The following is a 21,260-nucleotide window of genomic DNA, read 5'->3' on the forward strand; positions in this document are numbered from 1 at the left end:
CCTTGGACATTGTTCTCGCGCTTCAGTTGGTCACGACGATCGTCGTCGCGTTGTTTGTGGCATACAACGTTTTTCATTACGTACTTTTTCTCTTGGTGACTCACCTGAAGGACGCGAGCAAGATCGGCCACGAATTGAATCAATTCGAGCAACGCCAACTGATCGAGTGGACACCGCGGCCGAGCGACTTCCTCAAGCACGACGACGAGAAGCGTACATACGATGACGTGTTCGGCGCGTATCGCGACGAGCAAGCGAACTACAGCACGTGCGTTTTTCCCCGCATAGCGTTTTCGCGTCCCTACGAAGCCGAATACGTTCTTTTGAAGCCGAAGGAAGGGATGCGGGTGTTGGATCTCGGGTGCGGATCTGGCGCGGCGGCATACTACCTCGCCAGCCGACGAGACATCGAAATTGTGTGCGTGACTAATTCATCCGTACAGGCGGACATCTGCCGGCGGAAATTTGCAAAACTCGGTGGGCGCGGACAGGTCATCATCACCGACTTCGACAGCCTCGATCTCCCGAGTGAGAGTTTTGACGCCATCTATGCGCTCGAATCGATCGGCTATACCAAAAACTTGGACGCTTGGCTGGTGCGCTGCTGGCGGATGCTCAAGCCGGGAGGAAGCCTGTTGATCCGCTCACCGGGGTCGTTGGATCATTGTCGGCGTAGGGAGGATTACCTGAGCGTCACCGTCTTCTTCGAAAACTGGCGCTACAATTTTGTCGGCGCCAATCTTCTCGTCTACAAGATGCGCCGACTCGGCTTCAACCCGATCCGCTATCGCCGACTGCCATTCTGGGCTTGGGGCCTCACGTGGAACTTCATTCAACACTTGGTGTTGTGGAAGTATCGGCTAAAGATGCGAACATTCGTGGAGTTGGAGCGGATCATTTGGCGCACTTCGAAGGTTTTTGTCTTCGGCAACCCGTACAACACGGTACTGGCTACCAAGCCCGCGGCAGCATCTTGCTCCCGGCAGACTCTTTCACCCTCAGAAGCATTGGGAGGCGTTGCCGAGACTGATCGCTAAAGCGACCCGCCGTTCATTCCGGCCCCGCCATGCAGGCGGATTCTTCTACGAGCTTGTGAAGTACGTCACACGCAGGCTGCAATCGCCAGTCGATGATCCCAATCTGGCTGCGTTCTCCAAAGAATCCGACAAAGAAGGCGCTTCTATCGATTTCAGATCCGGACGCCTGGAAAAGAATATGGGTATCTGACCCGGGCCCCAACCATAATCCCTGATGGGCTCGAGGGCAACGAATGGTCTTCCCCGAAACTGTGAACAAGCAGTGCCGATGCCCGCATCACAATCAAACATAACGTCGAGCACACCGCTAGGAGCGACTCTCGCGCCGGGTGGAGTTACCTTTCGCACTTGGGCGCCAAAAGCTCTGGAGGTGTACATCGCCTTAAAACAAACGACTGGAACCGTGCCCGCTGCTTTCCCCAAAAATCCCGGCGATCTACTCGTGAAAGACGGCCAAGATTTCTGGGCCGGCTTCGTACCCGGACTTAAGGACGGGGATCTTTATCGCTTTTACGTCGTCGGAACGGGGAGCGAGGGCTTCAAGCGTGATCCGTATGCGCGCGAGCTAGAGTTCAACGGGTATCCCGATTGCAACTGCATCGTGCGCGACCCGGGCACGTACCCTTGGCACGACGCCGGGTTCCGTCCGCCGGCTTTCAGCGACCTGATCATCTACCAGTTTCATATTGGCGTGTTCTTTGCGCAGGACCCCGCGGGCACCGATATCCGGCGTCATCGCATCTGCAAAATTCTCGATGTGGTGGACCGCGTCGAATATTTCACGGATCTCGGCGTCAACGCCGTGATGCCGCTGCCGTTTCAGGAATATCAGGGCGAGAACAGCCTCGGCTACAACGGCACGGACCTGTTTTCGCCTGAAATGGATTACGCGGTGCCGGCCGCGGAACTCGCCCCGTATGTGGTGCGCGTGAATCGATTGCTGGCGGCAAAGGGATTCGCCTCACTCACTGCGGCCCAACTCACCGGGCAGATCAATCAGTTCAAGGCGTTCATCGATCTCTGCCATCTCTATGGAATAGCCGTGATCGCGGACGTGGTTTACAACCACGCGGGCGGCGGCTTCGACGATCAGAGCATCAAATTCTTCGATCGACAGCCTTACTCGACGGACAACAACAGCCTTTATTTCACGGACAAGGATCACGCGGGCGGACGCGTCTTCGCGTATTGGAGACAGGAGGTGAGGCAATTCCTGATCGACAATGGCAAGTTGTTGCTACAGGAGTATCACGTCGACGGGCTTCGTTACGATCAGGTCACCGTGATCGCGGAAAGCGGCGGCTGGTATTTCGCCCAGGACCTCACGAACACGCTGCGCTACGTCAAGCCGGAAGCCGTGCAGATCGCCGAATACTGGGACAACGACGCCGGTAACCGTTGGAAAGGCATTGCCGTCCCGCCGTACGGAATGGGCTTCGATATGGGCTACAGTGACGCGCTGCGAGACACCTTGCGCGACCTGATCGCTCAAACCACTGGCGGCCGCAATGCCCGAGTCAATCTCGACAAGCTGCGCGATGCCCTTTACATGACTTACAAAGACTCCTCGCGCTGGACTGTCTTCCAGTGCATCGAGAACCACGACCTGCTCGACTTCAATCACACCGGCCGAGACCGTCAGCCCCGCATCGCCGCGCTCGCTGATCCCACCAACGCACGTTCCTGGTACGCGCGCAGCCGGGCCAAGGTCGCCACGGGTCTTCTCCTGACGGCGCCGGGGGTCCCGATGATCTTCATGGGGCAGGAATTTCTGGAGGACAAATACTGGACGGACTGGCCGGGGCGGCCGGAATTGTTGATCTGGTGGGACGGTCTCGAAGGCAAAGACAAGCACATGTCGGATCAGCATCGCTTCACGCGCGACCTCATGTGGCTCCGGCGAAAGCATCCGGCGCTGCGCGGCGAAGGCATAAATGTGTTCCATGTGCACAACGATACCCGTGTCATCGCTATTCATCGCTGGTTGCCGGGGGTTGGCCGCGACGTAGTCGTGGTCGCGAGCCTGAACGAGAGCACGTTTTACAATCACGGCTATCGCCTCGGCTTTCCTGGCGGTGGCCACTGGAACGAGGTGTTCAACAGCGACATTTACGATCAGTGGTTCAATCCGAACGCGCAGGGCAATCCCGGCGGCATCACGGCCGACGGACCGGGATGGGACGGTCTGCCGACCTCTGCGGAAATCACACTGCCGGCAAACAGTGTTCTGGTGTTCGCGCGAGACGGGGGAGATTTCTGACCGAGGTATCGCTCAGCATGGATAGAATGCGATTCAGGGCCGTACTATCGCGGTCTGTGATGTCCTTGTTCAGCTCATGCTCCTGATCACGGTCGCGATCCTTCTCGCGCTCCGCTGCAAGTGTGACGGCAGCTTTCCAGCTCCGGTCATGCTCACGAGGTGCTGGTCATGAAGAAGATCATATCGTGAAAATCCGTAAAGCCGTGGATCAACGGTTGTCGCTCGGAACGGAGCTTGTCCATCCATTTTTCGCGTCGCTCCTTGCTCAGCAGCTTGCAAAACACGGAGCAGGCGGCGAAGCCATTGCCATATTGGCAGATGCGATTGCACAGACCGAGCGAACTGGTGAGGGCTGGTGGCAACCCCAAAATGTACCGGATGATGGGCGACCTTTGCAAAATGGCAGGCTCGAGTAGTAGGAAGATAGAAGAATACTTTCAGCTTGCGATCGAGCGAGCACAGCTAAGACATGCAAAGTCGCATGAGCTGCGGGCTTGCACTAGTTAGCTTATCTCTGGCTCGACCAGGGCAAGCGCAACGACGCCCGCGACCTCCTCGAGCCCACATACAGCTGGTTCACTGAAGGCTTCGACACGCCGGGACTCAAGCAGGCGAAGGCACTGATCGATAACTTGCAATGAGGATGCATGTCCGGTCGTGGCAGATATTGTTGCAAAAGTCTTTTTGGGGTGACGAACGAAAATTTTCAGGACGCTGACGCGTGTTGCACGTGGCCACGTAAGGGACCACGTCGTTCCTCGTAAAAACGACCACGGACCTGCGTAGCGGCGTGATGGCGCCTCGCATCGTTAACAGCTCTCTGAAAATCACCTTTCGCGAGATTTTCGGGGTCGTTCGATTTTCGACTTTTGCAACAAAATCGGCACTTAGCAGACACCGGCCTCTTGCCGAATGCCCGCTTTGCGCCGGAAGCGGTCGTCCCGACACCGACGCGATTGACCGTGCGCCCCAAGGGCGCGAGCTACCAGTGAGGGAGGGTCTCACCCGGATAATTGTCGATTGGTCCGGAAGCTGGCAGGCGGCTCGGCCGGGTAACTGGCTGGGTCGGAGCCCTGCGACGAAGGCGGCCTTGGGCTGCTGAGCGATTCGATGGGCCGTAACAAAGTGAAGCCCGAGCAGGCCTCGAAAGTTCGAATGCGGATGCCGACCCTCCGGTCATTTGGGGAAGGCCGCACGCGTGGGGAAGTAATCGACACACGCACCCACGCGATCCGCCGGGGTAGTGGGCACGGCACGTCGGAAGGGTGGTTCGCAGTTACAGGGGGAGACCCGTCGCGGACGAGGGTAGCGGCCTCAGCATCGCAATAGGCGGTGGTCACGGCGGGAGTCGGACGGGGCAATAGGAGCGTTGATGCCGGGAAATGCCGGTGGAGCAAAGGGCCCCGACTTCTGGTGCGCTTTTGAAGATGGTGAGGTGAAGGTGATTGGTGATGAGCCTGACAACGCCTGATAAGATCCGGAACCTTCAGAGAAAGCTCTACTGCAAGGCGAAGGCGGAGCCCACTTTCCGCTTCTATCTGCTCTACGACAAGATCTGTCGCGAGGACATCCTGCTCCACGCCTATCGTCTCGCTCGCGTCAATGCGGGTGCAGCGGGTGTAGATGGGATGACGTTTTCTCGCATCGAGGAGCAGCGGAACTGGTCTCGAAGACGTACCGACCTGATCCGGTGCGGCGGGTGATGATCCCCAAAGCGAACGGTGGCGAGCGTCCGCTCGGCATTCCAACCATTCGTGATCGTGTGATTCAGACTGCCGCCAAGATCGTGATCGAACCCATCTTCGAGGCTGACTTCGAGGACAATGCCTACGGCTACCGGCCCGCTCGCGGGGCGGTGGACGCGGTCAAGGAAGTGCACCGGCATTTATGCCGGGGCTACGCTGACGTAGTTGATGCTGATTTGTCCAAGTTCTTCGATACGATCCCGCATTCCGAGCTGACAAAGTCAGTAGCCCGGCGTGTCGCGGATCGAAACGTCCTGCGCCTCATCAAGATGTGGCTGAGGGGCGCCGATCGAGGAACGGGACGCGGACGACACCCGGCACATGAGTGGTGGCAAGCGAAACACGCGCGGCACACCGCAAGGCGGCGTCGCAAGTCCATTGCTGGCCAACATCTACATGAACCGGTTCCTGAAGCATTGGCGTTTGACTGGCTGCGGCGACACGTTCCAGGCTCACGTCGTCTCCTATGCCGACGACTTCGTTATCCTCAGCCGCGGTCGCGCGGCGGAGGCATTAGCGTGGACGAAGGCGGTGATGACCAAGCTCGGGTTGACGATCAACGAGGCGAAAACTTCGCTGAGAAGCGCCCGACAGGAACGCTTCGACTTCCTCGGCTACTCGTTCGGCGCCCATTGGTTTGAGGCGAACGGGAAGTGGTATCTGGGTGTAAGCCCGTCCAAGAAGAGTGTGCAACGGTTCAAGACAAGAGTCGGCGATCTGCTGGTGCCGAGCAACACCGATCCATGGCCGGAAGTACGTGACAAGCTGAACAGATCACTGCGCGGCTGGTCCAACTACTTTGGCTACGGCTCGCGAGGCAAGGCATACCGTAGCGTCGATCAATACGTCTTTGAACGATTGCGCAGGTTCCTCGCGCGAAGGCACAAGGTGCAAGGGCGCGGCAATCGCCGATTTACATTCGATGTCATTCATCGAGAACTCGGCGTTGTGTGCCTCCAACGCCTGCCCCGAGCGGCCCCGTCGTGTGCCTTGCGGTGAAGCCAGTCGGAAAGCCGGATGCCGGAAATCGGCTCGTCCGGTTTGATGAGCGGGGATGGGAAACGGGGCGATGGCCAAAGGCCCCCAAGCTACCGCGCCCATCCTCGACTCTACCAATTGCGACATAGTGCTTTCTTGTCTCACGTTGCTTTGTCCGCTTCAATCATACGGTGCTGGGTATCGCCCACGCACGCCATCAGCACTGCTCGCTATCGCCGATGAGGTGATCGATGAAGCCGCGAGACTTCGTTGCTGGGCTAATGATTGCGTCTGCGATGCGGCATGCTGTGGCGCATCAGCCGAAAAAGACGAAACGCATCACACTGGTAGCCTCCGTGACCAAGGTCAGCAATATGAGGGCTGACAAGACTTGGCTTTACCGCGCTTTTTCGAGGAGTTGAACCGGCAATAAGCAGAACCGAAGCAGATGGTCTCACAACACCAGGAGAGTCATATGCAATCGAGAGCGCTCGTCCTGAAATACCTCGTCCTCGTATCAGTAGCAGCCATGTTCTTCGTCGCGAGTCCGTCACTCGCGCAACAGAAAGGCGCATCCTCTTCTGAGATGCAAACAAGAGAGGTGCAAGTTAATGGCCTTACATTGCATTACATTGAACTCGGGCAAGGAACTCCAGTGGTGTTGGTGCATGGCACACTGGAGGATTACCGCACGTGGGATGGACAGCTTGAGGCATTGTCGAAGGGATATCGACTAATCTCGTACAGTCGTCGGTATCACTATCCAAATCAAGGGCCCAAAGATTCAACAGATTTTTCTGTCACCATACATGCGAGAGACCTGGCTGCCTTCATCAAGGCACTTAATCTAACCCCGGTTCATCTCGTTGGTCATTCGTATGGGGCGTTTATTGCGTTCCTGGTCGCACGAGATCACCCGGAAGCCATTCGCAGTCTGACGCTGGGCGAACCGCCCATAATGCCGTTACTAAAAACTACTCCTGAAGGAGATGCTCTTCTTACCGCCGCTATCACGAGATCAATCGCTACGAGCGAAGCATTCAAGCAGGGGAATGACGAAGAAGGAGTGCGTCGATTTGTGAATGGCGTGTTGGGCGAAGGTTCGTACGAGAAACTCCCACCTTCCGTTCTGAAGCGCCTCATGGATAATGCCCAAGAACTAAAAGGCGCGGCCTCATCGCGAAACCTCCACCCACCCACCACATGCGAGGATGTGCAGAAAGTGAAAGCGCCAACATTGCTCATCGACGGTGAGCGCAGTCCTAAGATGTTCCGTCTCATCAACGACAGACTGGAGCACTGCTTACCGAGCGTAGAACGTGCAACGATTCCGGCGGCATCTCATCAGATGGAGGTTGAGAACCCCCAAGCCTTCAATGAAACGGTGCTTGCATTCATTGCAAAGCACTGAACTGCTGCGGTGCGTGAGTCTGCTGTTGGCCCTTTTGAGACATGCCGAAGCTTGGTATGGATGTCGGCTTTCAGGGCGAAAGCGGAAGTCGCTCGGACATTGCCGATTGTCGCGAATGGCCCAACTCGGACAGAGAGGGCAGCGCCAGTCCGTGAACCGGCATTGGCAGCGAGCTGTGGCCCGAGACGCTCCCCGAAACAGCCGAAGCGCTGGACGCCTACTCCCCTACATATTCGAGACTTTACCAACCGCCACGGAAGTGACGTCGATAGCCCCATCCGCCACGCCAACCCGGACCAGCATACGCATATACAGGAGGTGCCACATAGACGCGCGGTGCCGCATAGACCGGATATTCATCAATCACCGCTGGCGGCGGCGCTACGATGACGGGCCGGCGAACCACGACAACGGGAGCCGTCTCCTCGACAACGACAGGTGGCGGCGTCCGGTACTCGTACGTGTGAGTCTCCCGCCGATAGCTCGGAACTTCGCTATAGGGCGTTACTCCGTTGGCCATTGCCGGCGAGGCAAGAGCTAGTGCACCTGCCGCACCCAAGAGCGCTTTACGCATGGACGTTGCTCCGTTTTTTGATTCCTTGTTTGTTGCCCTGGAAGCAAACGCGAGAACCCGTTGTTAGGTTCATGAACGCGTGTTCAGCGCGCAAGCGCGCGGGCATATCCGCACCCGAGCGCCGCTTATCACTTACGGCCCGGATATTCGAGCGCGATCTACAACCCTCATAGAATCGAAGTTCTTCGATGACTTCCGTTGATGGCACTTTTCCGAAGTCACGAGCGGCTGCAGCAATGTCCGCTGTTGAGGGAAAAGCGCGAGGGCAGGGAGCTATTCGACTTCCGCTGATAGCCCCCTAGCGGACGTTCCGGAGACGCCGGACAATGCACCTTGTGAGGCATAAGAAACGACCAAAAAACAACAGTCTTGCTCAAAGCAGAAGGCTGCTCAGGAATGGGATTCCATTTTCTTCAGAATGTGGCCTGATTGATCGCCGGAAACAGTCTAGCGGAGGCTGCCATGAAAGCATTCGATCGCGTACTGACGACGTTCGGTATTCTTCTTCTGCTTTCCATTCGTGCTGATGCGCACGATCCGTCGATGCCGCATCACGAATGGTTCAACAAGCAGGAAATGAACCCGGCTGCACAGCGTCGGCTCGGTCTTCCCTACAAGTCTTGCTGCAACAACGGCGACGTATTCAAGACCCGCTTCCGGGTTGGTGAAGATCGCTCAGACCAGTGGCAATACCTGAAAGATGGCGAGTGGAAAATCATTCCACCCGACATAATAAAGGAAAGTGATACGCCTGATCGTACCCCCGTCCTGTTCATCAACAGATCGACGGGACAGGAGCTGTGCTTCTTCGTACCGCAAGGAGGCCTCTGATGAGTGGCCTGGATCCGATACCATTCAAACCACGACTGCCGCTTCTGCGGAGGAAAGCTCACTCTCCTCAAAACGATCGTGGAATCTGAAAGCGGAGTTGTCACCCATATGTTTGAATGCCGGCGGTGCGGAGAGCGCACTTGGAGGGAATAAGGCCGCCCAGTTGGCGGCCTCTTTCATTGTTCATCTTCAGTTTCCCGGCGAAGGCGGCCAGCCGCCTGTCGTCGTTCAGCGCGAACCAGACGGCATCCTTTTTCGTGGTCTCCAACCCTTCAAAGAGGAGGAGTAAGGCCGCCTCAGTTGGCAGCTGCCTTCCGTCAGCTGTTGACCCGAAACCGAAGTCAGGTTTGGCTCTTTGATTGTCGGCTTATCGGGGCAAACCGGAAGCAGCCGAACAATCTTCCGAACGGCGCTTTTTGACCCGCAACGGGCATCAATGGGCCTAGACTCGATGCGGCTCGATTGGGTCAACAGGATTGCTCTCAGCGGCGCATCATCCAGTTTTTCGCGCCAGCACAATGCTCGTCCCGGCCGGCGCGGCGCCGTATTGAATCTCAATGTCAGCGAAACCAGCTTCGTCGAGCCAACTGCGGTGCTCGCGCTCGGTGCCGACGTTACGCACAACGGGCGCGGGATAGTCGGGAAACACGCCGGGCATTGCCTGCAGGTTGCCAATGTAGCGGTTCATCACGCGGAAGAGGGCGCGGATGGCCTCTTGATTCGTGGTGATCGAGTACAGATTGCACATGGTGATCTTTGCGCGGCTGGTTCAGCTTAAGCTTGCGGCCACCGGCGTCACACGATGGCATCCAACGCCTACGCCCTCAGTCGGCCTCGTTTGTTGCTTTACTCGTGGCTTGGACCGCCAATCTAAAGGCGGCGTCAAACATGCCCGTGTACTGCGTCGCGTTAACGTTGGAAATGTGGGCAGAATCTCGAAAGTTGGACTGCCCGTTCCTGACGAGATAGCAATGACTCTTTTCACAGACTAGCGGCAATGGATCAGCTGCGATCAGCCGCGGGTTGCCCTTGTACTTTTGCAAGATTTTGGTGATCTCGGTGCGGAGGTTGCTCATCGTCAGGACGAGGTCGGCTTCGACCTTCCATTCGTCTAGTGCCCGGTCAGCCCGAGCCTGGTTTTCCATCCACCGCTGGGGGACATCGAAGCCAATGCTTAGCAGGGGCATGATCAGAATGACGGTCTTGTCCGAACTAAGTAATCGGTCCACCAAGGCAGAAATCTCGATAGCACTTCGCCAGTTACTTCCGATAACGACTATGCTCGGTTGAGCGTGACCTAGCACGAAATCCATCGTGCTTCGGTTAAACTCGCGGCACGGCTGTTGATCACCGGAGTTCAGTGCAGGATCGTCAATGAATGCCCTGCAGGCACTTTGCGTCGCGATCAGCCCATGTATTCCGTTTCGCAGCGCGGCCGACGAGATCGGTTCAAGGTACTGGTTGGCGAACGAGTCTCCCCACAGGATTGCGGTGGGGTGTCCGGCGACGCCTTCACTTCCAAAGCTGCAGTACGTCTCAGCAGCCCTCTTGACGGAGTTCGAGTTCCTAAAGCATTCGTCTCGTAGCGTACCGTTCCTTCTCGCCTCCTCAGCGGCCAGCAGATATTCAGGCAACCTCCTCGGAAACCCATTGTTCAGGAAAGCCGTTGCAGTGAATGCGAGCAACGAGCAGAACACGATGCTGGCACTCGACACCAGACGGCGCTCCGTCCAAAAATCGCGGCGTTTTCTGACGGGTTGCTCAACGAGATAGTAAGAGGCCGCGCCGAGCAGGACTGACGCGGCCACCATCAGCATCTTTTCCCTGGCATTCACGTCATAGCCGCGGAAAGAGAGCCAGCTCAGCGCAACGACCCAGATCGGCCAGTGCCAAAGATAGATCGAATAGGACCAATCGCCGATACGCTGGATGAACGGCAGCCCAAGCAAGCCGCGTCCATCGGCCTGATGGCGGGCTGCAACGATCAATGCAGCCCCGAGGATTGGCAACAGCGTGAGCGGTCCCGGCCAGTGCGTCTCAGGGAGTGGATAAATGATGCAGGCTGCAACAAGGACCCAGCCCCCGATCGCCACTGCGGGCGCTGTCAGCCACGGAATATCAGGGGTATTCTCCCTACGCCGCTGAAACTCGGACACCGCGATCAATCCACCGGCCAATGGTTCCCATGCTCGCGCTCGCAACGAGAAGAACGCCGAGCCCATCATGTCGCTATGACTCTGCCAGAGGCACCACGCCAAAGAGACAAACCCAACGGCCAAAAATGCGCCCATCATCACGTTGGATCGAGACTTCGAAGGCAGGGCGCGCCGCCATATCAGGGCCGCCACCAAGGGCATCCAGATATAGAATTGCCACTCAATTGCGAGCGACCAAGTATGCAGTAGGGGCTTGGTCTGAGCGGCCATTGCGAAGTAGCCGTTATCAGCATCGAAGGCGAAATTGGAGAGGGCTACCAAGGCGTAGCATGCCTGCCTCAGGTGTCTCAGATATTCGCCGGGCAGCGTGACGAACCATCCAACAATGGCAGATGTAATCACAACAACCGCCAGCGCCGGATAAATTCGCCGCATGCGCATCATGCCGAACGACCAGAGCGAGAACCGCCCCGCAGCCAACTCGGCCAACACCTTGCCCGTCATCAGGTAGCCAGTGATCACGAGGAAGACGTCTACGCCGACGAATCCACCGGCAAATCCTGGTATCTTCAGGTGATAGCCCAGCACAGCCAGCACCGAGAGCGCCCGGAGGGCGTTGATGTCTAGCCGAAAGGTCCCCCCACCTGAGTGCTTGTTTGTCGCAGTGGAGCGTGTATCAGCGCGCAACGGCTGTTGCGCGTCAGCAATGGAATAATACAACAGGGTTCCCCAACCCACTTTCAACCGGGCAAATTCCGGCACTCCGCTATTAGCTGAGGCTAACGGGGTTGTCTTTCAGAAAACTGCTACCGTCCGTCCGTATTTTTACGGGTTGGTTTTTTGCTTATCGCTCTCCCGGCCACCAGGTGGACGGCGGGTTCAACGCTGAAATTTTGGTCGGTCGCAAGGCTACGATGAGGCCGCGCCTGTACGAATATCCGCGAACCTCCGAACAATCCTTGCACCGCAGGTATCGCTCCAGCTCGTGAATGGGCGTTGTTTTCGGTCAGCGCACGATGTCCAGCGCAACAGCCTGATGCGTGCCGCAGCCGCGATGAGGTCCGCGGCGTCAGCCGAGAGGTCGGCTTTGCCTGAAATGGAAATTATTCAGAGTGAACCTGCGGGCCACGGCGCGCGCCTGGCCCTCGCATGTCTCCAGCGCGATCTTCTGGGCAAGCATGACGTCTCCGATCGGCAGAGCGCCGATCGGCATGAAACACAGCCCCTCCTGCAGGCGACCTCTTTTGTCGATCTCGCACACATTCACCGAGGCCCCGGCGTGGATCCTGTACCGCTTTCCGCTGTCGCTTCCGATGACCTCGAAGTAGCCCTTCCTGGCGAACTGCTCTCGCTGCGCCGGCGACAGCCACTCTCGCAAGAGCCGCAGCGAGCGGCCCTCCGGCGTGCCTTCGGCGCCGTGCCTGATGAAGAGGGCTCGCGTCGCGCTTGTGCGGGAGCGGCCGCCCGGCGTCCACAGTCGAAAGCCGAACATGGCCGGGCCGGTTACCCGCCGACCAGCCTGGCGAAGAAGACAGTTTCTTCCGCAGTGGGGTCGAACGATCGTAGGTGCGAGGTCTGGCCCGGACCCGTCCTAACTGCCGCTGTGAAGCCGGCATTGGTGAGCTCATAGAACCGCTGCTCCGCCTTCGCCAGTTCTTGTGCGTCATCCGAACTGAAGGGGTGACGGCGGTCGCCGCTGCGGTCCATCACGATCTGAATCGGCATGATCGTCCTCCTGGGATTGCTGGTGGCAAGGACCTGCTCCAGTATCCGACCGACCTCACGGACTTTCAAGAAGAACATTCCATCGCAATCGCCGTCGTCTGCCGATCGCAGCAAGCGCAATCAGGCTGGCAGACACTCGGGGCAGGTGTCGCCGAGCGAGTCCAGGACGTCCCGAACTTCAGCAATGGCCTCCTTCAGAGGAATGCCTGGCGATTGATCCTCACGAGCAATAGCGATGCCGCGCTCCCGGGCGTGCGGATCGACACGGTCCTGCATCCAACCATGCTCCTCGCATTCGCGGATTGCACTGGCTCCTGCAGCACCGAGATCGCCCAGCCCCGCAGAGTCCGGATCGTGGGCCGCCTTTCTTTGAACATCAGCATCGCGAGCGCTCCTGCCAGACGAATCGGATCGCACCGTCTTCCGTTCGGCTGCTAACACAGAGCGGAGGTAAGAGAATACGAGGTCTGGTGCCTGTTCGAATGCAGGTTCCACATTCGGAGTGATCATTTTCGCGTTAGTTGGATTGATCGTGGTGGATCACGTCAGCGGGTCGATTCTTCCCAATGAGCTTTATTGTGTGGTCGGAGCTGGCTCTTCGATAGCTGAGCCGGGTCGGACGGAAGCAAACTCGTGGAGCGCCAACAATGGCTGCAGCGCCTATAGACCAGAGTGCGCAACTAGCTGGACGTACCATCCGCCGGCAAAGCGCTGCATACATGGTACACTGTGGGAAGCCATTCAGTCCAAGCTGAAGAACCTTTAAGCAAGCTCGGCCCAGCCAATATGAGCCACGTGCGCGGGAGAATTAAGGGATATTGTCTTCCCTCAGTCCTCCAATGCTATAGGGCCGATTGAGAAAGAACTCCCGATTGCCGAGAGCTGTCTCCGCGTACTGATCGATAGCGACAACGATTGCCTGGACGTGCTGGTAACACCAGCCTTCTCGCGGCGCCAAATGCCGGACCTCCGCGAGCGCGTTGATCCATGGTGGGTTCTCAGCTTTTGGGTCGTACCACCTCAGTTCTTGCATCTCACCACCTCCGACCACCGAGAACTTTTCCCTTGGTTGGACCAGGCTGGCATTTCTTCAGTTCATCCCGCTGAATACAAAGGTCGCGGATCTTGGCCAGCATTCGATCGAGCAGCGCTTCTGCTGACGCCGTGGCAATACCTGCTCTTTCGAGTTGAAGGATTTCCTTCCTCTGGCGTGAGACCTGACCCCTCATGTGTTCAATCTCAGACCTGACGAATTCGATGTCGGGCATGTTCGGCTCAGCGGCTTCAAGGGAGAATACATAAGAACATAACGGGAACATCGAGTCAAAGCCGGCGTGCGGCTAATTCCGTCTCGCTTACTGTCGGAACCACGCCCGGCGGATCGTCTTGAATCCAAGCCAACCCTATTTCGGAGTTCTGCGTAGAATGGCCCCGCGTGCCAATTGGAAAGGCTTCCTGCGTTTGTCCCTCGTCACCTGTCCGGTCGCGCTGTACCCTGCCACCTCGGAGAGCGAGAAGATCTCGTTCAATCAGCTCAACCGGAGCACCGGTCACCGCATCAGGTACCTAAAGGTCGACGCCGACACTGGCGAGGAGGTCGCCAACGAGGACATCGTCAAGGGTTATGCGCTCGATAAGGACACCTTCATCGAGGTGACGAAGGAGGAGTTGGAGAACGTCGCGCTGGAATCGACTCGCACCATCGAAATCGACGAGTTCGTTGACCGCGATGAGATCGATCCCCGCTACCTGATCCGTCCCTACTACCTGCGTCCCGACGGCAAGGTCGGTCACGACGCCTTCGCGGTGATCCGAGAGACCACCGCGAGATGGACAAGGTCGCGATCGGCCGCGTGGTGCTGACCAACCGCGAGCACATCATCGCGCTCGAGCCGCTCGACAAGGGGCTCGTCGGCACGCTGCTGCGCTACCCCTACGAAGTCCGTTCGGAGGAGGAGTATTTCGACGAGATTCAGGACGTCAAAGTCACCAAGGACATGCTCGACCTCGCGAAGCACATCGTCGACCAGAAGTCGGGACGGTTCGAGCCCGAGAAGTTCGAGGACCAGTACGAAACCGCACTGATCGACCTCATCAACCAGAAGCGCGCCGGCAAACCGATCACTCCGAAAGAGAAGCCTGCCGCCAGTAACGTCGTCGACCTGATGGAGGCGTTGCGTCGGAGCATCGGTAAGGAGGCCGCGCCGGCGAAGCCCGGCAAAAAGCCGCGCAAGGCGGAGAGCGGCCAGAAGGAAATGCTAATGCCGATCAAAGGCAAGAAGGTAAAGGAAGTGCCTGCGAAAAAAGCGGCGGCCAGGCCGCAGCGCAAGTCAGCCTAGGAGAGTGGTCGGCGGATGTCCGCTTTCGAGTTAACTTCGGACCAAGCCAGACATCCCTTGAGGTCCGAAAAGGGGCCAGGTGCGGACATCCACCATTATTCGGCGCAGTCGTTACGACCGTCCGTCAACACTATCCGATACTCACCTCTTTCCGTAATCCGTGAAAACGTAGTCGCGGTTCTGCACCACCGAGTGGCATGAGAACCCGCACTTCGCGTCATTTTCCTGCGGCGGATTGTCCGCTGCAGTGGCGGGCTTAAACGTATCGGACGCCGCGTCATAGTTGAACTCGGCCCATCCCCATCCGCCGCTGTCCGCGAACCTCTTGCTGTCCTTCACCATGAAACCAGCGTCAAGCTGGGTACCTGGCACCGTTGGCTGACCGGGATACGTCTCTTGTATTTTCGGGTTCCAATGAATTTTCGCCATCTTGGCGCCGTCTGGGAAAGGCTTGCCATTGCCGGGTACGCCTTCCTTATAGGCGTCGATCATTACCGGATTTCCCACGATCACAGCGATCTTGCCTCCGCTCTCGCTCATCGCGATCACTGGCCAGTCCTCGTATCCCCTAAACTCAGAGAACCCGAGGCCATTCGGTACTTGCACAGTGTATTTGTCCTGCGCGGAAATTGCGACACCAGCCGCCAAAACGGCGATCGATACCGAAATGCTGAGACTGATCAGCGTGTTTTTTTTCATTGTCGCATCTCCTAACCCCGTTGTTGGAAATTGCGTCGTCGCATTGTTTCTCCGAGGCTTAGGGCTGCGCCGCCCGTTGCTCACGAAGAACATGATTACAGCATGGATTTGCGCGTTACGAAATGGGGTCCGGTGCCATGGTGCACATCAGTATTTCTGAACTGTCCACGATGGGGTCAAAAGCGGAAGGGTCAATGACATAGTCTTGATGCTGGGCCGTGCCGCATCACATGTCTTTTTGTTACTCGGCTCGCCCGGTTCTCGACCAGGAGAGCCCTATCGAGTCGTCCTGTAACCCGGCGATCGTCCCGCAATCTGAACTCATCCAGAGGCAATTAAAATGACTACGCAATCGTCGCATGCTAGTCCGATCCTGGTGACCGGCGCGGGTGGCGCTGTCGGTTCCATCGGCCGCAATCTCACCGAAATGCTGCTCGCCAAACAGCGCAAGGTGCGCGCCCTCGTGCGCCGCGAGGATGAACGCGCTGAGGCCCTGCGCCAGCTCGGCGCCGAGGTCATGCAAGGCGACCTGACTGACCTCACCGCGATGCACCGCGCGATCGAAGGTTGCGCGAGTGTCTATTTCGGCATGTCGGTTTCGGCCGATTACCTGACGGCCACGGTCAACACCGCCGCCGTGGCGCGCCATCACGGCGTCGAAGCGTTCGTGAACATGTCTCAGATGACCGTTACGCAGATGAGCATCACCGAGAGCACCGACAGCCCGCAGCACAAGCTGCACTGGCTGGCTGAACAGGCTTTGTCCTGGTCGGGCCTCCCGGTCGTCACCATGCGGCCCACGGTCTTCCTCGAAGGGTTCTTCCGCCTTTTCGCTGCCCCGAGCGTGCGGGACGCCGACGAACTGGCGTTGCCAATGGGCGACGGCAAAACCTCACCGATTTCGGCTGTGGACGTGGCGCGCGCCGTATCGGTCGTCCTCGAGGATCCCACGCCGCACATCGGCCAGATCTACAATCTGACCGGCTTTGAATCGGCAGATCTGGAGCACTACGCGCGCGTGTTCTCCGAGGCGCTGGGTCGGACCATCCACTATCGCGACGTGCCACTCTCCGACTGGAGCGAAAAGCTTCTGGGGGCTGGCGTGCCCGCGCACATCGTCAAGCACCTTTCCGTGATGACGGAGCTGAACAAGCAGGGCCGCTACGACCGTATGACGGACGACCTGTTCAAGCTCACCGGCCAGAAGCCGATCAGCATGTACGACTTCATCAAGTTGCATGCCGCTGAATTCACGCGGGGTGGAACCGCGGCTTGAGCGGGCCATTCGACGGGGCCTTTTACTTTTACGAGGCGTTTATCTCAGGCCGTGGCACTGCCGCGAACGAGCGTCAGCATTTCGGGAAGTCCGAGGTTGCGGCGTGCATGGTGGCGGGCCTTGTCAAGGGCGAGGGGTTCGCCGTGGATGCGAGCGTAATGGAGGCCAATGCTAATCGCTATCACGGCAAAGCGCCGGACGAGCTGGACTGGACCGATGCGCAACGTCAGAAGCGTGCCGTGGCCGAGTATCTAGCTGGACTTGAGGCGGAGGCCCAGGACCAGGAAGATAAGGATAACCGTAGTGAGCCGCCGAAGGTGATCTCGCCTTCCGATCCGTCCTCGGCCTGGACGGCCAAGGCTAACAAGCGCGTGCAGTTCGGGTATGGGCTCAACTATCTTATTGACGTCGAGCACGCAGTCAGTGTCGACGTCGAACCAACGCCCGCGCGCACCTATGACGAGGTCGAGTCCACAAAGACAATGCTCGATCGAACCGAGCGTCGCTTTAGTTTGAAGCCGAAGCGCCTTGCTGCTGACACTGCTTATGGAACGGGCCGCTTTCTCGGCTGGCTGGTTGGCCGTGGGATTGCTCCACATATTCCAGTTCGCGACGCAAGCGAGCGCGATGACGGCACCTTTTCACGCATCGACTTCCGTTGGGACAAACGGCGCGGCATCTACATTTGTCCAAACGACAAAGTGCTGCACACCACCGGCATCGTGCACGACGGCAGCATGGTCCGCTACCGTGCCTCCAAACTCGACTGCGATGCGTGTGCGCTGAAGATGCGATGCTGTCCGAATATGGCTGCCCGACAGGTACCTCGTGACATTAATGAAGATGCCCGCGATCTGGCGCGACGGCTGATGGGGACCAAGCGCTTCCTCAAATCGCGGGATGAACGCAAGCGCGTTGAGATGCGCTTTGCTCATCTCAAGACCCACCACGGGTTCGAACGCATGCGGCTCAGAGGTCTCTCCGGCGCCCGCGACGAGTTTCACCTCGCCGCCATCGTGCAGAACCTCAAGACGATGGCGCTCCATCTACTCGGCCCGCCAACAGGTCAGGTGCGCGCGTCGATTGCGTCAGTGGAATGGCAATCCGGGCGAGGTGTTCGCCGACCAGGCCGTGACGCCAGCCGGAAAGACGCCAAAACCCCTTTTCCCAATAGCAAGCCAATCGCCACGGGGCCTCTTTCGACAGCATCCGTCATTCGCGTCGGCTTGGCGATCTCCGCCTTACGTCGGCTTTGCATCAGTGAGCGGACGTTCCATCGTGAGGTTCGCTAGAAGCTGATCTTCGGCTATTTGAGCCGTTCGCGAGGGGCGACCAACCGAAGATGATGGAGGAGAATGTTACCGTTGCCGCACCTTCGCTCCTTAAGAATCGGCGTTCGGCTCGTCAAGAGCGGCGGCGAGGCAGACCGTCGTCAGATAGCCCAAGTCGGCTTGGCGTGCAGCTCACCCAGAGCCCCGGATTCCTACGGAGCCGCCTTCCGCGGAGGCGGCCATGAAGCTCGCCGTCGCAGCCCATGGCCTGGAGCGCCAGAAATGGATCTGTCTCGCCATGGCGTGGCGAGAGCTCGCCCGCGGACGACCGGAACGACATCCCGATAGCGCCAACGCGGAGGCGGCCTAGCCGCAATCGGGCGGGCATTCCGGGCAGGTGTCGCCGATCGAATCCAGCATGTCCTTGACCGCGGCGGCAGCCTCGTCCTGAGAGATGCTAAACGGAGGATCCTGACGGGCGATAGTCAACGCGCGCTCACGTGGGGATCAGCGCGGTCCTGCATCCAGCCGTGCTCCTCGCACTCGCGTATGGCACCGGCCTCCTGTAGCACCGAGATTGCCCAGCCTCGCAGAGTCCTGATCGCAGGCCGCCTTTCCTTGACCATCAGCATCGAGAGCTCTCCTGCCAAGACGAATCCGGTCGGACCGTCTTCCGTTCCGGCTGCTAACACAGAGCAGGGATTCGAAAATGCGGGTCTAAAGATTATCCCGGATGCTGACGGAGCGAAGAGGCCACGCGCGATCTTGTCTCTAACGTCTGCTGTCCAAGTTGGAGCGGACCAAGATTTGCAAATCTGGAACCGCCGCTTGTGACCCTGGCTGTGTGAAAACGCCGTGCCGCTGTTATGATTCTCCCGTGATTCTAGGGGGGATCGATGAGGCGCTTCGTTGAGGAGGCCGATCGTGGGCAATGGACGCTACTGCCCGAGTGCCTCGATGATTTCATTGACGAGGGCAACCCCGTCCGCGTGATCGACGTGTTTGTCGGTGCGCTCGATTTGGCTGAGATGAGCTTTGAAGGAGTGGAGCCGGCGGCGACTGGTCGGCCCTCGTACCATCCCTCGGTTCTGCTTAAGCTTTACATTTACGGCTACCTAAACCGGGTGCAGTCGAGCCGCCGGCTCGAACGAGAAGCCGGACGCAATGTCGAGGTGATGTGGCTGCTGGGCCGGCTCGCTCCCGATCACAAGACGATCGCGGACTTCCGGAAGGATAACGGCTTGGCGCTGCGCAAGGTCTGTGCGCGCTTCGTCGAACTTTGCCGCGAAATGGGCCTTCTCGCGACGGCGAGCGTCGCCATCGATGGCAGCAAGTTCAAAGCCGTGAACAACCGGGATAAGAACTTCACACGGGCGAAAGTGGAGCGGCGGCGTGCCCAGCTGGAGGAGAGCGTCGCGCGCTATTTGAGCCAACTTGATACCGCCGATCGACAGGAACCGAGCGAGGCGCTGGCGGCGAAGGTGACAAGGCTCACCGAGAAACTGACGAAGCTGAAGAAAGAAATGGGCAAGCTTGCCGTCTACGAGAAGCAGATGCTCGCGTCGCCCGACCAGCAAATCTCTCTGACCGATCCCGACAGCCGATCGATGGCGACGAGCGGCCGCGGTTCCGGCGTCGTCGGCTACAATGTGCAGGTCGCCGTGGATACCAAGCACCACCTGATTGTGACGCATGAGGTAACGAACAACGGTTCAGATCGGGCACAACTTGCCAATATGGGCAAGCAGGCGAAGGCTGTTCTACAGACCGAGACGCTCGAGGCCGTTGCCGATCGCGGCTACTTCAGCAGCGCGGAGATCCTCGCCTGCCACGAGGCCGGCATCACAGTAACTCTGCCCAAGCCGCAGACGTCTGGCGCCAAATCGGATGGACGCTTCGGCAAGCAGGACTTTGTCTATTTGCCGGAGGAGGACGCCTATCGCTGTCCGGCTGGAGAGCAACTGCCATATCGTTTTACGAGCGAGGAAGATGGCAAGCGGATAAGGCGTTACTGGACCAGCGCCTGCCAAAATTGTTCGCTCAAGTCTCAGTGCACGACAGGGCCAGAACGGCGGATTCCACGATGGGAGCATGAGGCCCTGCTCGATGCCGTGCAGCAGCGCCTTGATGCGAACCCGCTCGCCATGCGCCAGCGTCGCGAGACGGTCGAGCATCCGTTCGGCACGATGAAGGCCCGCATGGGGGCGACACACTTCCTCACCAAAACGCTTCCAAAAGCAGCCGCCGAGATGGCTCTCTCGGTCCTGGCCTATAATCTGACACGGGTCATGAACATCGTCGGAGCCAAGCCGCTGATGGCTGCGATCGCAGCCTGAGACTGAACCGATCCTGGCCTCTCATCGACTTCCTGGAAGGGCGTTTTTACACGGCCAAGACCCATTTCGGACATGGCCATAGCCGGACATCGGCGCAGATATCTGCTATATTACCAATTCGATTTCCCCGAGGCTCCGCCAGACGCATGGCCTCATAGGATTGCCCCCGACTATGTCGAAGATGTTGGCTGACTGTGAAGTACTTTACATCCCGTGTTCTTGGCCCGGGCTAAGATGGCGGAAGGCTTCTTACTTTGAAGGAGGCATCCGATGCTCGCGACAATCAAATGGAACTCCCGATATAACGCTCGCGAATGGGTGATGATGGCTGGGGCGCTCGTCGTCCAACTCAGCGCACTGAATGCATTACGAGAGAAGGGTGAACGCAAACCAGGGCGGCCCCTCTGGAAACAGTTTGACGACACCCATCATTGGGACTCAACCGCGGAGGAATGGGTCCCCAACGATGATCAGTGATCGTACAACCTGTTATGCGTTCCGCAGGCCGGATTCCGAAGACTTCAGGATGATCCCCCTCGCTAACAGGCCCGTCGAGCCTTGCGGTCGCGTACAAGTAGCTGGATCGGGATGTGAGTTTGTGCCGGCCGCTTGATTTGATAGT

At 58.4% G+C, this 21,260-nt stretch carries 19 protein-coding genes and 6 pseudogenes; 14 read left to right on the forward strand and 11 right to left on the reverse strand.

Features of this window, described 5'->3' with window-relative positions; all coding sequences use genetic code 11:
- Positions 1–2 precede the first annotated feature (2 nt).
- The 7 genes and pseudogenes from V1273_RS07945 to V1273_RS07975 all read left to right on the forward strand — a co-directional run bounded on the left by V1273_RS07945 (position 3) and on the right by V1273_RS07975 (position 7,431).
- A complete protein-coding gene (locus V1273_RS07945; protein WP_334367240.1) occupies positions 3–1,037 on the forward strand; it encodes an SAM-dependent methyltransferase in 1,035 nt (344 codons plus the stop codon).
- Between the two features lie 268 nt (positions 1,038–1,305).
- Positions 1,306–3,297, forward strand: a complete 1,992-nt coding sequence (locus V1273_RS07950; protein ID WP_334369192.1) for an alpha amylase C-terminal domain-containing protein — start codon at positions 1,306–1,308, stop codon at positions 3,295–3,297.
- 185 nt (positions 3,298–3,482) lie between these two features.
- A complete protein-coding gene (locus V1273_RS07955) occupies positions 3,483–3,713 on the forward strand; it encodes a hypothetical protein (RefSeq protein WP_334367241.1) in 231 nt (76 codons plus the stop codon).
- A gap of 1,035 nt (positions 3,714–4,748) precedes the next feature.
- On the forward strand, positions 4,749–5,000 hold the full coding sequence (locus V1273_RS07960; protein WP_334366929.1) for a hypothetical protein: 252 nt from the start codon (positions 4,749–4,751) through the stop codon (positions 4,998–5,000).
- A pseudogene (locus V1273_RS07965) lies at positions 5,000–5,281 on the forward strand (reverse transcriptase domain-containing protein); the annotation flags it as partial. The gene V1273_RS07960 and the pseudogene V1273_RS07965, both read left to right, overlap by 1 nt.
- 82 nt (positions 5,282–5,363) lie before the next feature.
- Positions 5,364–6,041, forward strand: a complete 678-nt coding sequence (locus V1273_RS07970; RefSeq protein WP_334409200.1) for a reverse transcriptase domain-containing protein — start codon at positions 5,364–5,366, stop codon at positions 6,039–6,041.
- Positions 6,042–6,495: 454 nt separating this feature from the next.
- Complete coding sequence (locus V1273_RS07975; protein WP_334409201.1) at positions 6,496–7,431, forward strand: alpha/beta fold hydrolase; 936 nt, start codon at positions 6,496–6,498, stop codon at positions 7,429–7,431.
- Between the two features lie 241 nt (positions 7,432–7,672).
- Here the strand turns inward: V1273_RS07975 and V1273_RS07980 are convergent, their stop codons facing one another.
- A complete protein-coding gene (locus V1273_RS07980; protein ID WP_334367244.1) occupies positions 7,673–8,005 on the reverse strand; it encodes a hypothetical protein in 333 nt (110 codons plus the stop codon).
- 462 nt (positions 8,006–8,467) lie between these two features.
- Between V1273_RS07980 and V1273_RS07985 the strand changes: the two genes are divergently transcribed.
- Complete coding sequence (locus V1273_RS07985; RefSeq protein ID WP_334367245.1) at positions 8,468–8,836, forward strand: hypothetical protein; 369 nt, start codon at positions 8,468–8,470, stop codon at positions 8,834–8,836.
- A 24-nt stretch (positions 8,837–8,860) separates the two neighbouring features.
- Here the strand turns inward: V1273_RS07985 and V1273_RS07990 are convergent, their stop codons facing one another.
- The 8 genes and pseudogenes from V1273_RS07990 to V1273_RS08025 form a co-directional block, all read right to left on the reverse strand.
- The gene (locus tag V1273_RS07990) at positions 8,861–9,016 is read right to left on the reverse strand and encodes a hypothetical protein (RefSeq protein ID WP_334409202.1); all 156 of its coding nucleotides are present in this window, start codon (positions 9,014–9,016) and stop codon (positions 8,861–8,863) included.
- A gap of 415 nt (positions 9,017–9,431) precedes the next feature.
- Positions 9,432–9,584: pseudogene (locus tag V1273_RS07995) on the reverse strand (SOS response-associated peptidase); the annotation flags it as partial.
- A 76-nt stretch (positions 9,585–9,660) separates the two neighbouring features.
- The gene (locus V1273_RS08000) at positions 9,661–11,754 is read right to left on the reverse strand and encodes an acyltransferase family protein (RefSeq protein ID WP_334367246.1); all 2,094 of its coding nucleotides are present in this window, start codon (positions 11,752–11,754) and stop codon (positions 9,661–9,663) included.
- An 82-nt stretch (positions 11,755–11,836) separates the two neighbouring features.
- Positions 11,837–12,043 (reverse strand): annotated as a pseudogene (locus V1273_RS08005) (hypothetical protein); the annotation flags it as partial.
- Between the two features lie 18 nt (positions 12,044–12,061).
- Positions 12,062–12,484, reverse strand: coding sequence for a hypothetical protein (locus tag V1273_RS08010; protein WP_334367247.1), 423 nt, complete (start codon positions 12,482–12,484; stop codon positions 12,062–12,064).
- Positions 12,485–12,495: 11 nt separating this feature from the next.
- Positions 12,496–12,717: a hypothetical protein gene (locus V1273_RS08015; RefSeq protein ID WP_334367248.1), complete on the reverse strand. Its 222-nt coding sequence runs from the start codon at positions 12,715–12,717 to the stop codon at positions 12,496–12,498.
- A 120-nt stretch (positions 12,718–12,837) separates the two neighbouring features.
- Positions 12,838–13,100, reverse strand: a pseudogene (locus V1273_RS08020) (hypothetical protein).
- A gap of 651 nt (positions 13,101–13,751) precedes the next feature.
- Positions 13,752–13,985, reverse strand: coding sequence for a hypothetical protein (locus tag V1273_RS08025; RefSeq protein ID WP_334367249.1), 234 nt, complete (start codon positions 13,983–13,985; stop codon positions 13,752–13,754).
- Positions 13,986–14,142: 157 nt separating this feature from the next.
- Between V1273_RS08025 and ku the strand changes: the two are divergent.
- Positions 14,143–15,056 (forward strand): annotated as a pseudogene (ku, locus tag V1273_RS08030) (non-homologous end joining protein Ku).
- A gap of 141 nt (positions 15,057–15,197) precedes the next feature.
- On the opposite strand, the gene V1273_RS08035 reads toward ku, so the two are convergent.
- A complete protein-coding gene (locus tag V1273_RS08035) occupies positions 15,198–15,755 on the reverse strand; it encodes a cytochrome P460 family protein (protein WP_334367250.1) in 558 nt (185 codons plus the stop codon).
- A gap of 376 nt (positions 15,756–16,131) precedes the next feature.
- Here V1273_RS08035 and V1273_RS08040 point away from each other — a divergent pair, with 376 nt between their 5' ends.
- The 3 genes from V1273_RS08040 to V1273_RS08050 all read left to right on the forward strand — a co-directional run bounded on the left by V1273_RS08040 (position 16,132) and on the right by V1273_RS08050 (position 18,672).
- Positions 16,132–17,031 (forward strand): NmrA family NAD(P)-binding protein, encoded by a 900-nt coding sequence (locus tag V1273_RS08040; RefSeq protein ID WP_334367251.1) that lies wholly within the window; start codon positions 16,132–16,134, stop codon positions 17,029–17,031.
- Positions 17,028–18,323: a transposase gene (locus V1273_RS08045; protein WP_334367252.1), complete on the forward strand. Its 1,296-nt coding sequence runs from the start codon at positions 17,028–17,030 to the stop codon at positions 18,321–18,323. The genes V1273_RS08040 and V1273_RS08045 overlap by 4 nt, the downstream gene beginning before the upstream one ends.
- Positions 18,324–18,543: 220 nt before the next feature.
- Positions 18,544–18,672 (forward strand): hypothetical protein, encoded by a 129-nt coding sequence (locus tag V1273_RS08050; protein ID WP_334367253.1) that lies wholly within the window; start codon positions 18,544–18,546, stop codon positions 18,670–18,672.
- Here V1273_RS08050 and V1273_RS08055 read toward each other — a convergent pair.
- Positions 18,669–18,934: pseudogene (locus V1273_RS08055) on the reverse strand (hypothetical protein). The gene V1273_RS08050 and the pseudogene V1273_RS08055 overlap by 4 nt on opposite strands.
- A gap of 264 nt (positions 18,935–19,198) precedes the next feature.
- On the opposite strand from V1273_RS08055, the gene V1273_RS08060 reads away from it, so the two are divergent.
- Entirely contained in the window at positions 19,199–20,638 is a 1,440-nt protein-coding gene (locus tag V1273_RS08060) for an IS1182 family transposase (RefSeq protein ID WP_334367255.1), read from the forward strand.
- Positions 20,639–20,908: 270 nt separating this feature from the next.
- Positions 20,909–21,115 (forward strand): hypothetical protein, encoded by a 207-nt coding sequence (locus tag V1273_RS08065; protein ID WP_334367256.1) that lies wholly within the window; start codon positions 20,909–20,911, stop codon positions 21,113–21,115.
- Positions 21,116–21,260 lie beyond the last annotated feature (145 nt).

Source organism: Bradyrhizobium sp. AZCC 1721, from assembly GCF_036924715.1.
In the GTDB taxonomy this organism is placed as follows: Bacteria; Pseudomonadota; Alphaproteobacteria; order Rhizobiales; family Xanthobacteraceae; genus Bradyrhizobium.

What these genes read in the sequence shown, in the direction of transcription:
- V1273_RS07950 (WP_334369192.1), top strand. Translation starts at nt 1,306, where the DNA reads ATGCCCGCATCACAATCAAACATAACGTCGAGCACACCGCTAGGAGCG.
- V1273_RS07960 (WP_334366929.1), top strand. Translation starts at nt 4,749, where the DNA reads ATGAGCCTGACAACGCCTGATAAGATCCGGAACCTTCAGAGAAAGCTC.
- V1273_RS07970 (WP_334409200.1), top strand. Translation starts at nt 5,364, where the DNA reads ATGAGTGGTGGCAAGCGAAACACGCGCGGCACACCGCAAGGCGGCGTC.
- V1273_RS07975 (WP_334409201.1), top strand. Translation starts at nt 6,496, where the DNA reads ATGCAATCGAGAGCGCTCGTCCTGAAATACCTCGTCCTCGTATCAGTA.
- V1273_RS07980 (WP_334367244.1), bottom strand. Translation starts at nt 8,005, where the DNA reads ATGCGTAAAGCGCTCTTGGGTGCGGCAGGTGCACTAGCTCTTGCCTCG.
- V1273_RS07985 (WP_334367245.1), top strand. Translation starts at nt 8,468, where the DNA reads ATGAAAGCATTCGATCGCGTACTGACGACGTTCGGTATTCTTCTTCTG.
- V1273_RS07990 (WP_334409202.1), bottom strand. Translation starts at nt 9,016, where the DNA reads ATGAAAGAGGCCGCCAACTGGGCGGCCTTATTCCCTCCAAGTGCGCTC.
- V1273_RS08010 (WP_334367247.1), bottom strand. Translation starts at nt 12,484, where the DNA reads ATGTTCGGCTTTCGACTGTGGACGCCGGGCGGCCGCTCCCGCACAAGC.
- V1273_RS08015 (WP_334367248.1), bottom strand. Translation starts at nt 12,717, where the DNA reads ATGCCGATTCAGATCGTGATGGACCGCAGCGGCGACCGCCGTCACCCC.
- V1273_RS08025 (WP_334367249.1), bottom strand. Translation starts at nt 13,985, where the DNA reads ATGCCCGACATCGAATTCGTCAGGTCTGAGATTGAACACATGAGGGGT.
- V1273_RS08035 (WP_334367250.1), bottom strand. Translation starts at nt 15,755, where the DNA reads ATGAAAAAAAACACGCTGATCAGTCTCAGCATTTCGGTATCGATCGCC.
- V1273_RS08050 (WP_334367253.1), top strand. Translation starts at nt 18,544, where the DNA reads ATGAAGCTCGCCGTCGCAGCCCATGGCCTGGAGCGCCAGAAATGGATC.
- V1273_RS08060 (WP_334367255.1), top strand. Translation starts at nt 19,199, where the DNA reads ATGAGGCGCTTCGTTGAGGAGGCCGATCGTGGGCAATGGACGCTACTG.
- V1273_RS08065 (WP_334367256.1), top strand. Translation starts at nt 20,909, where the DNA reads ATGCTCGCGACAATCAAATGGAACTCCCGATATAACGCTCGCGAATGG.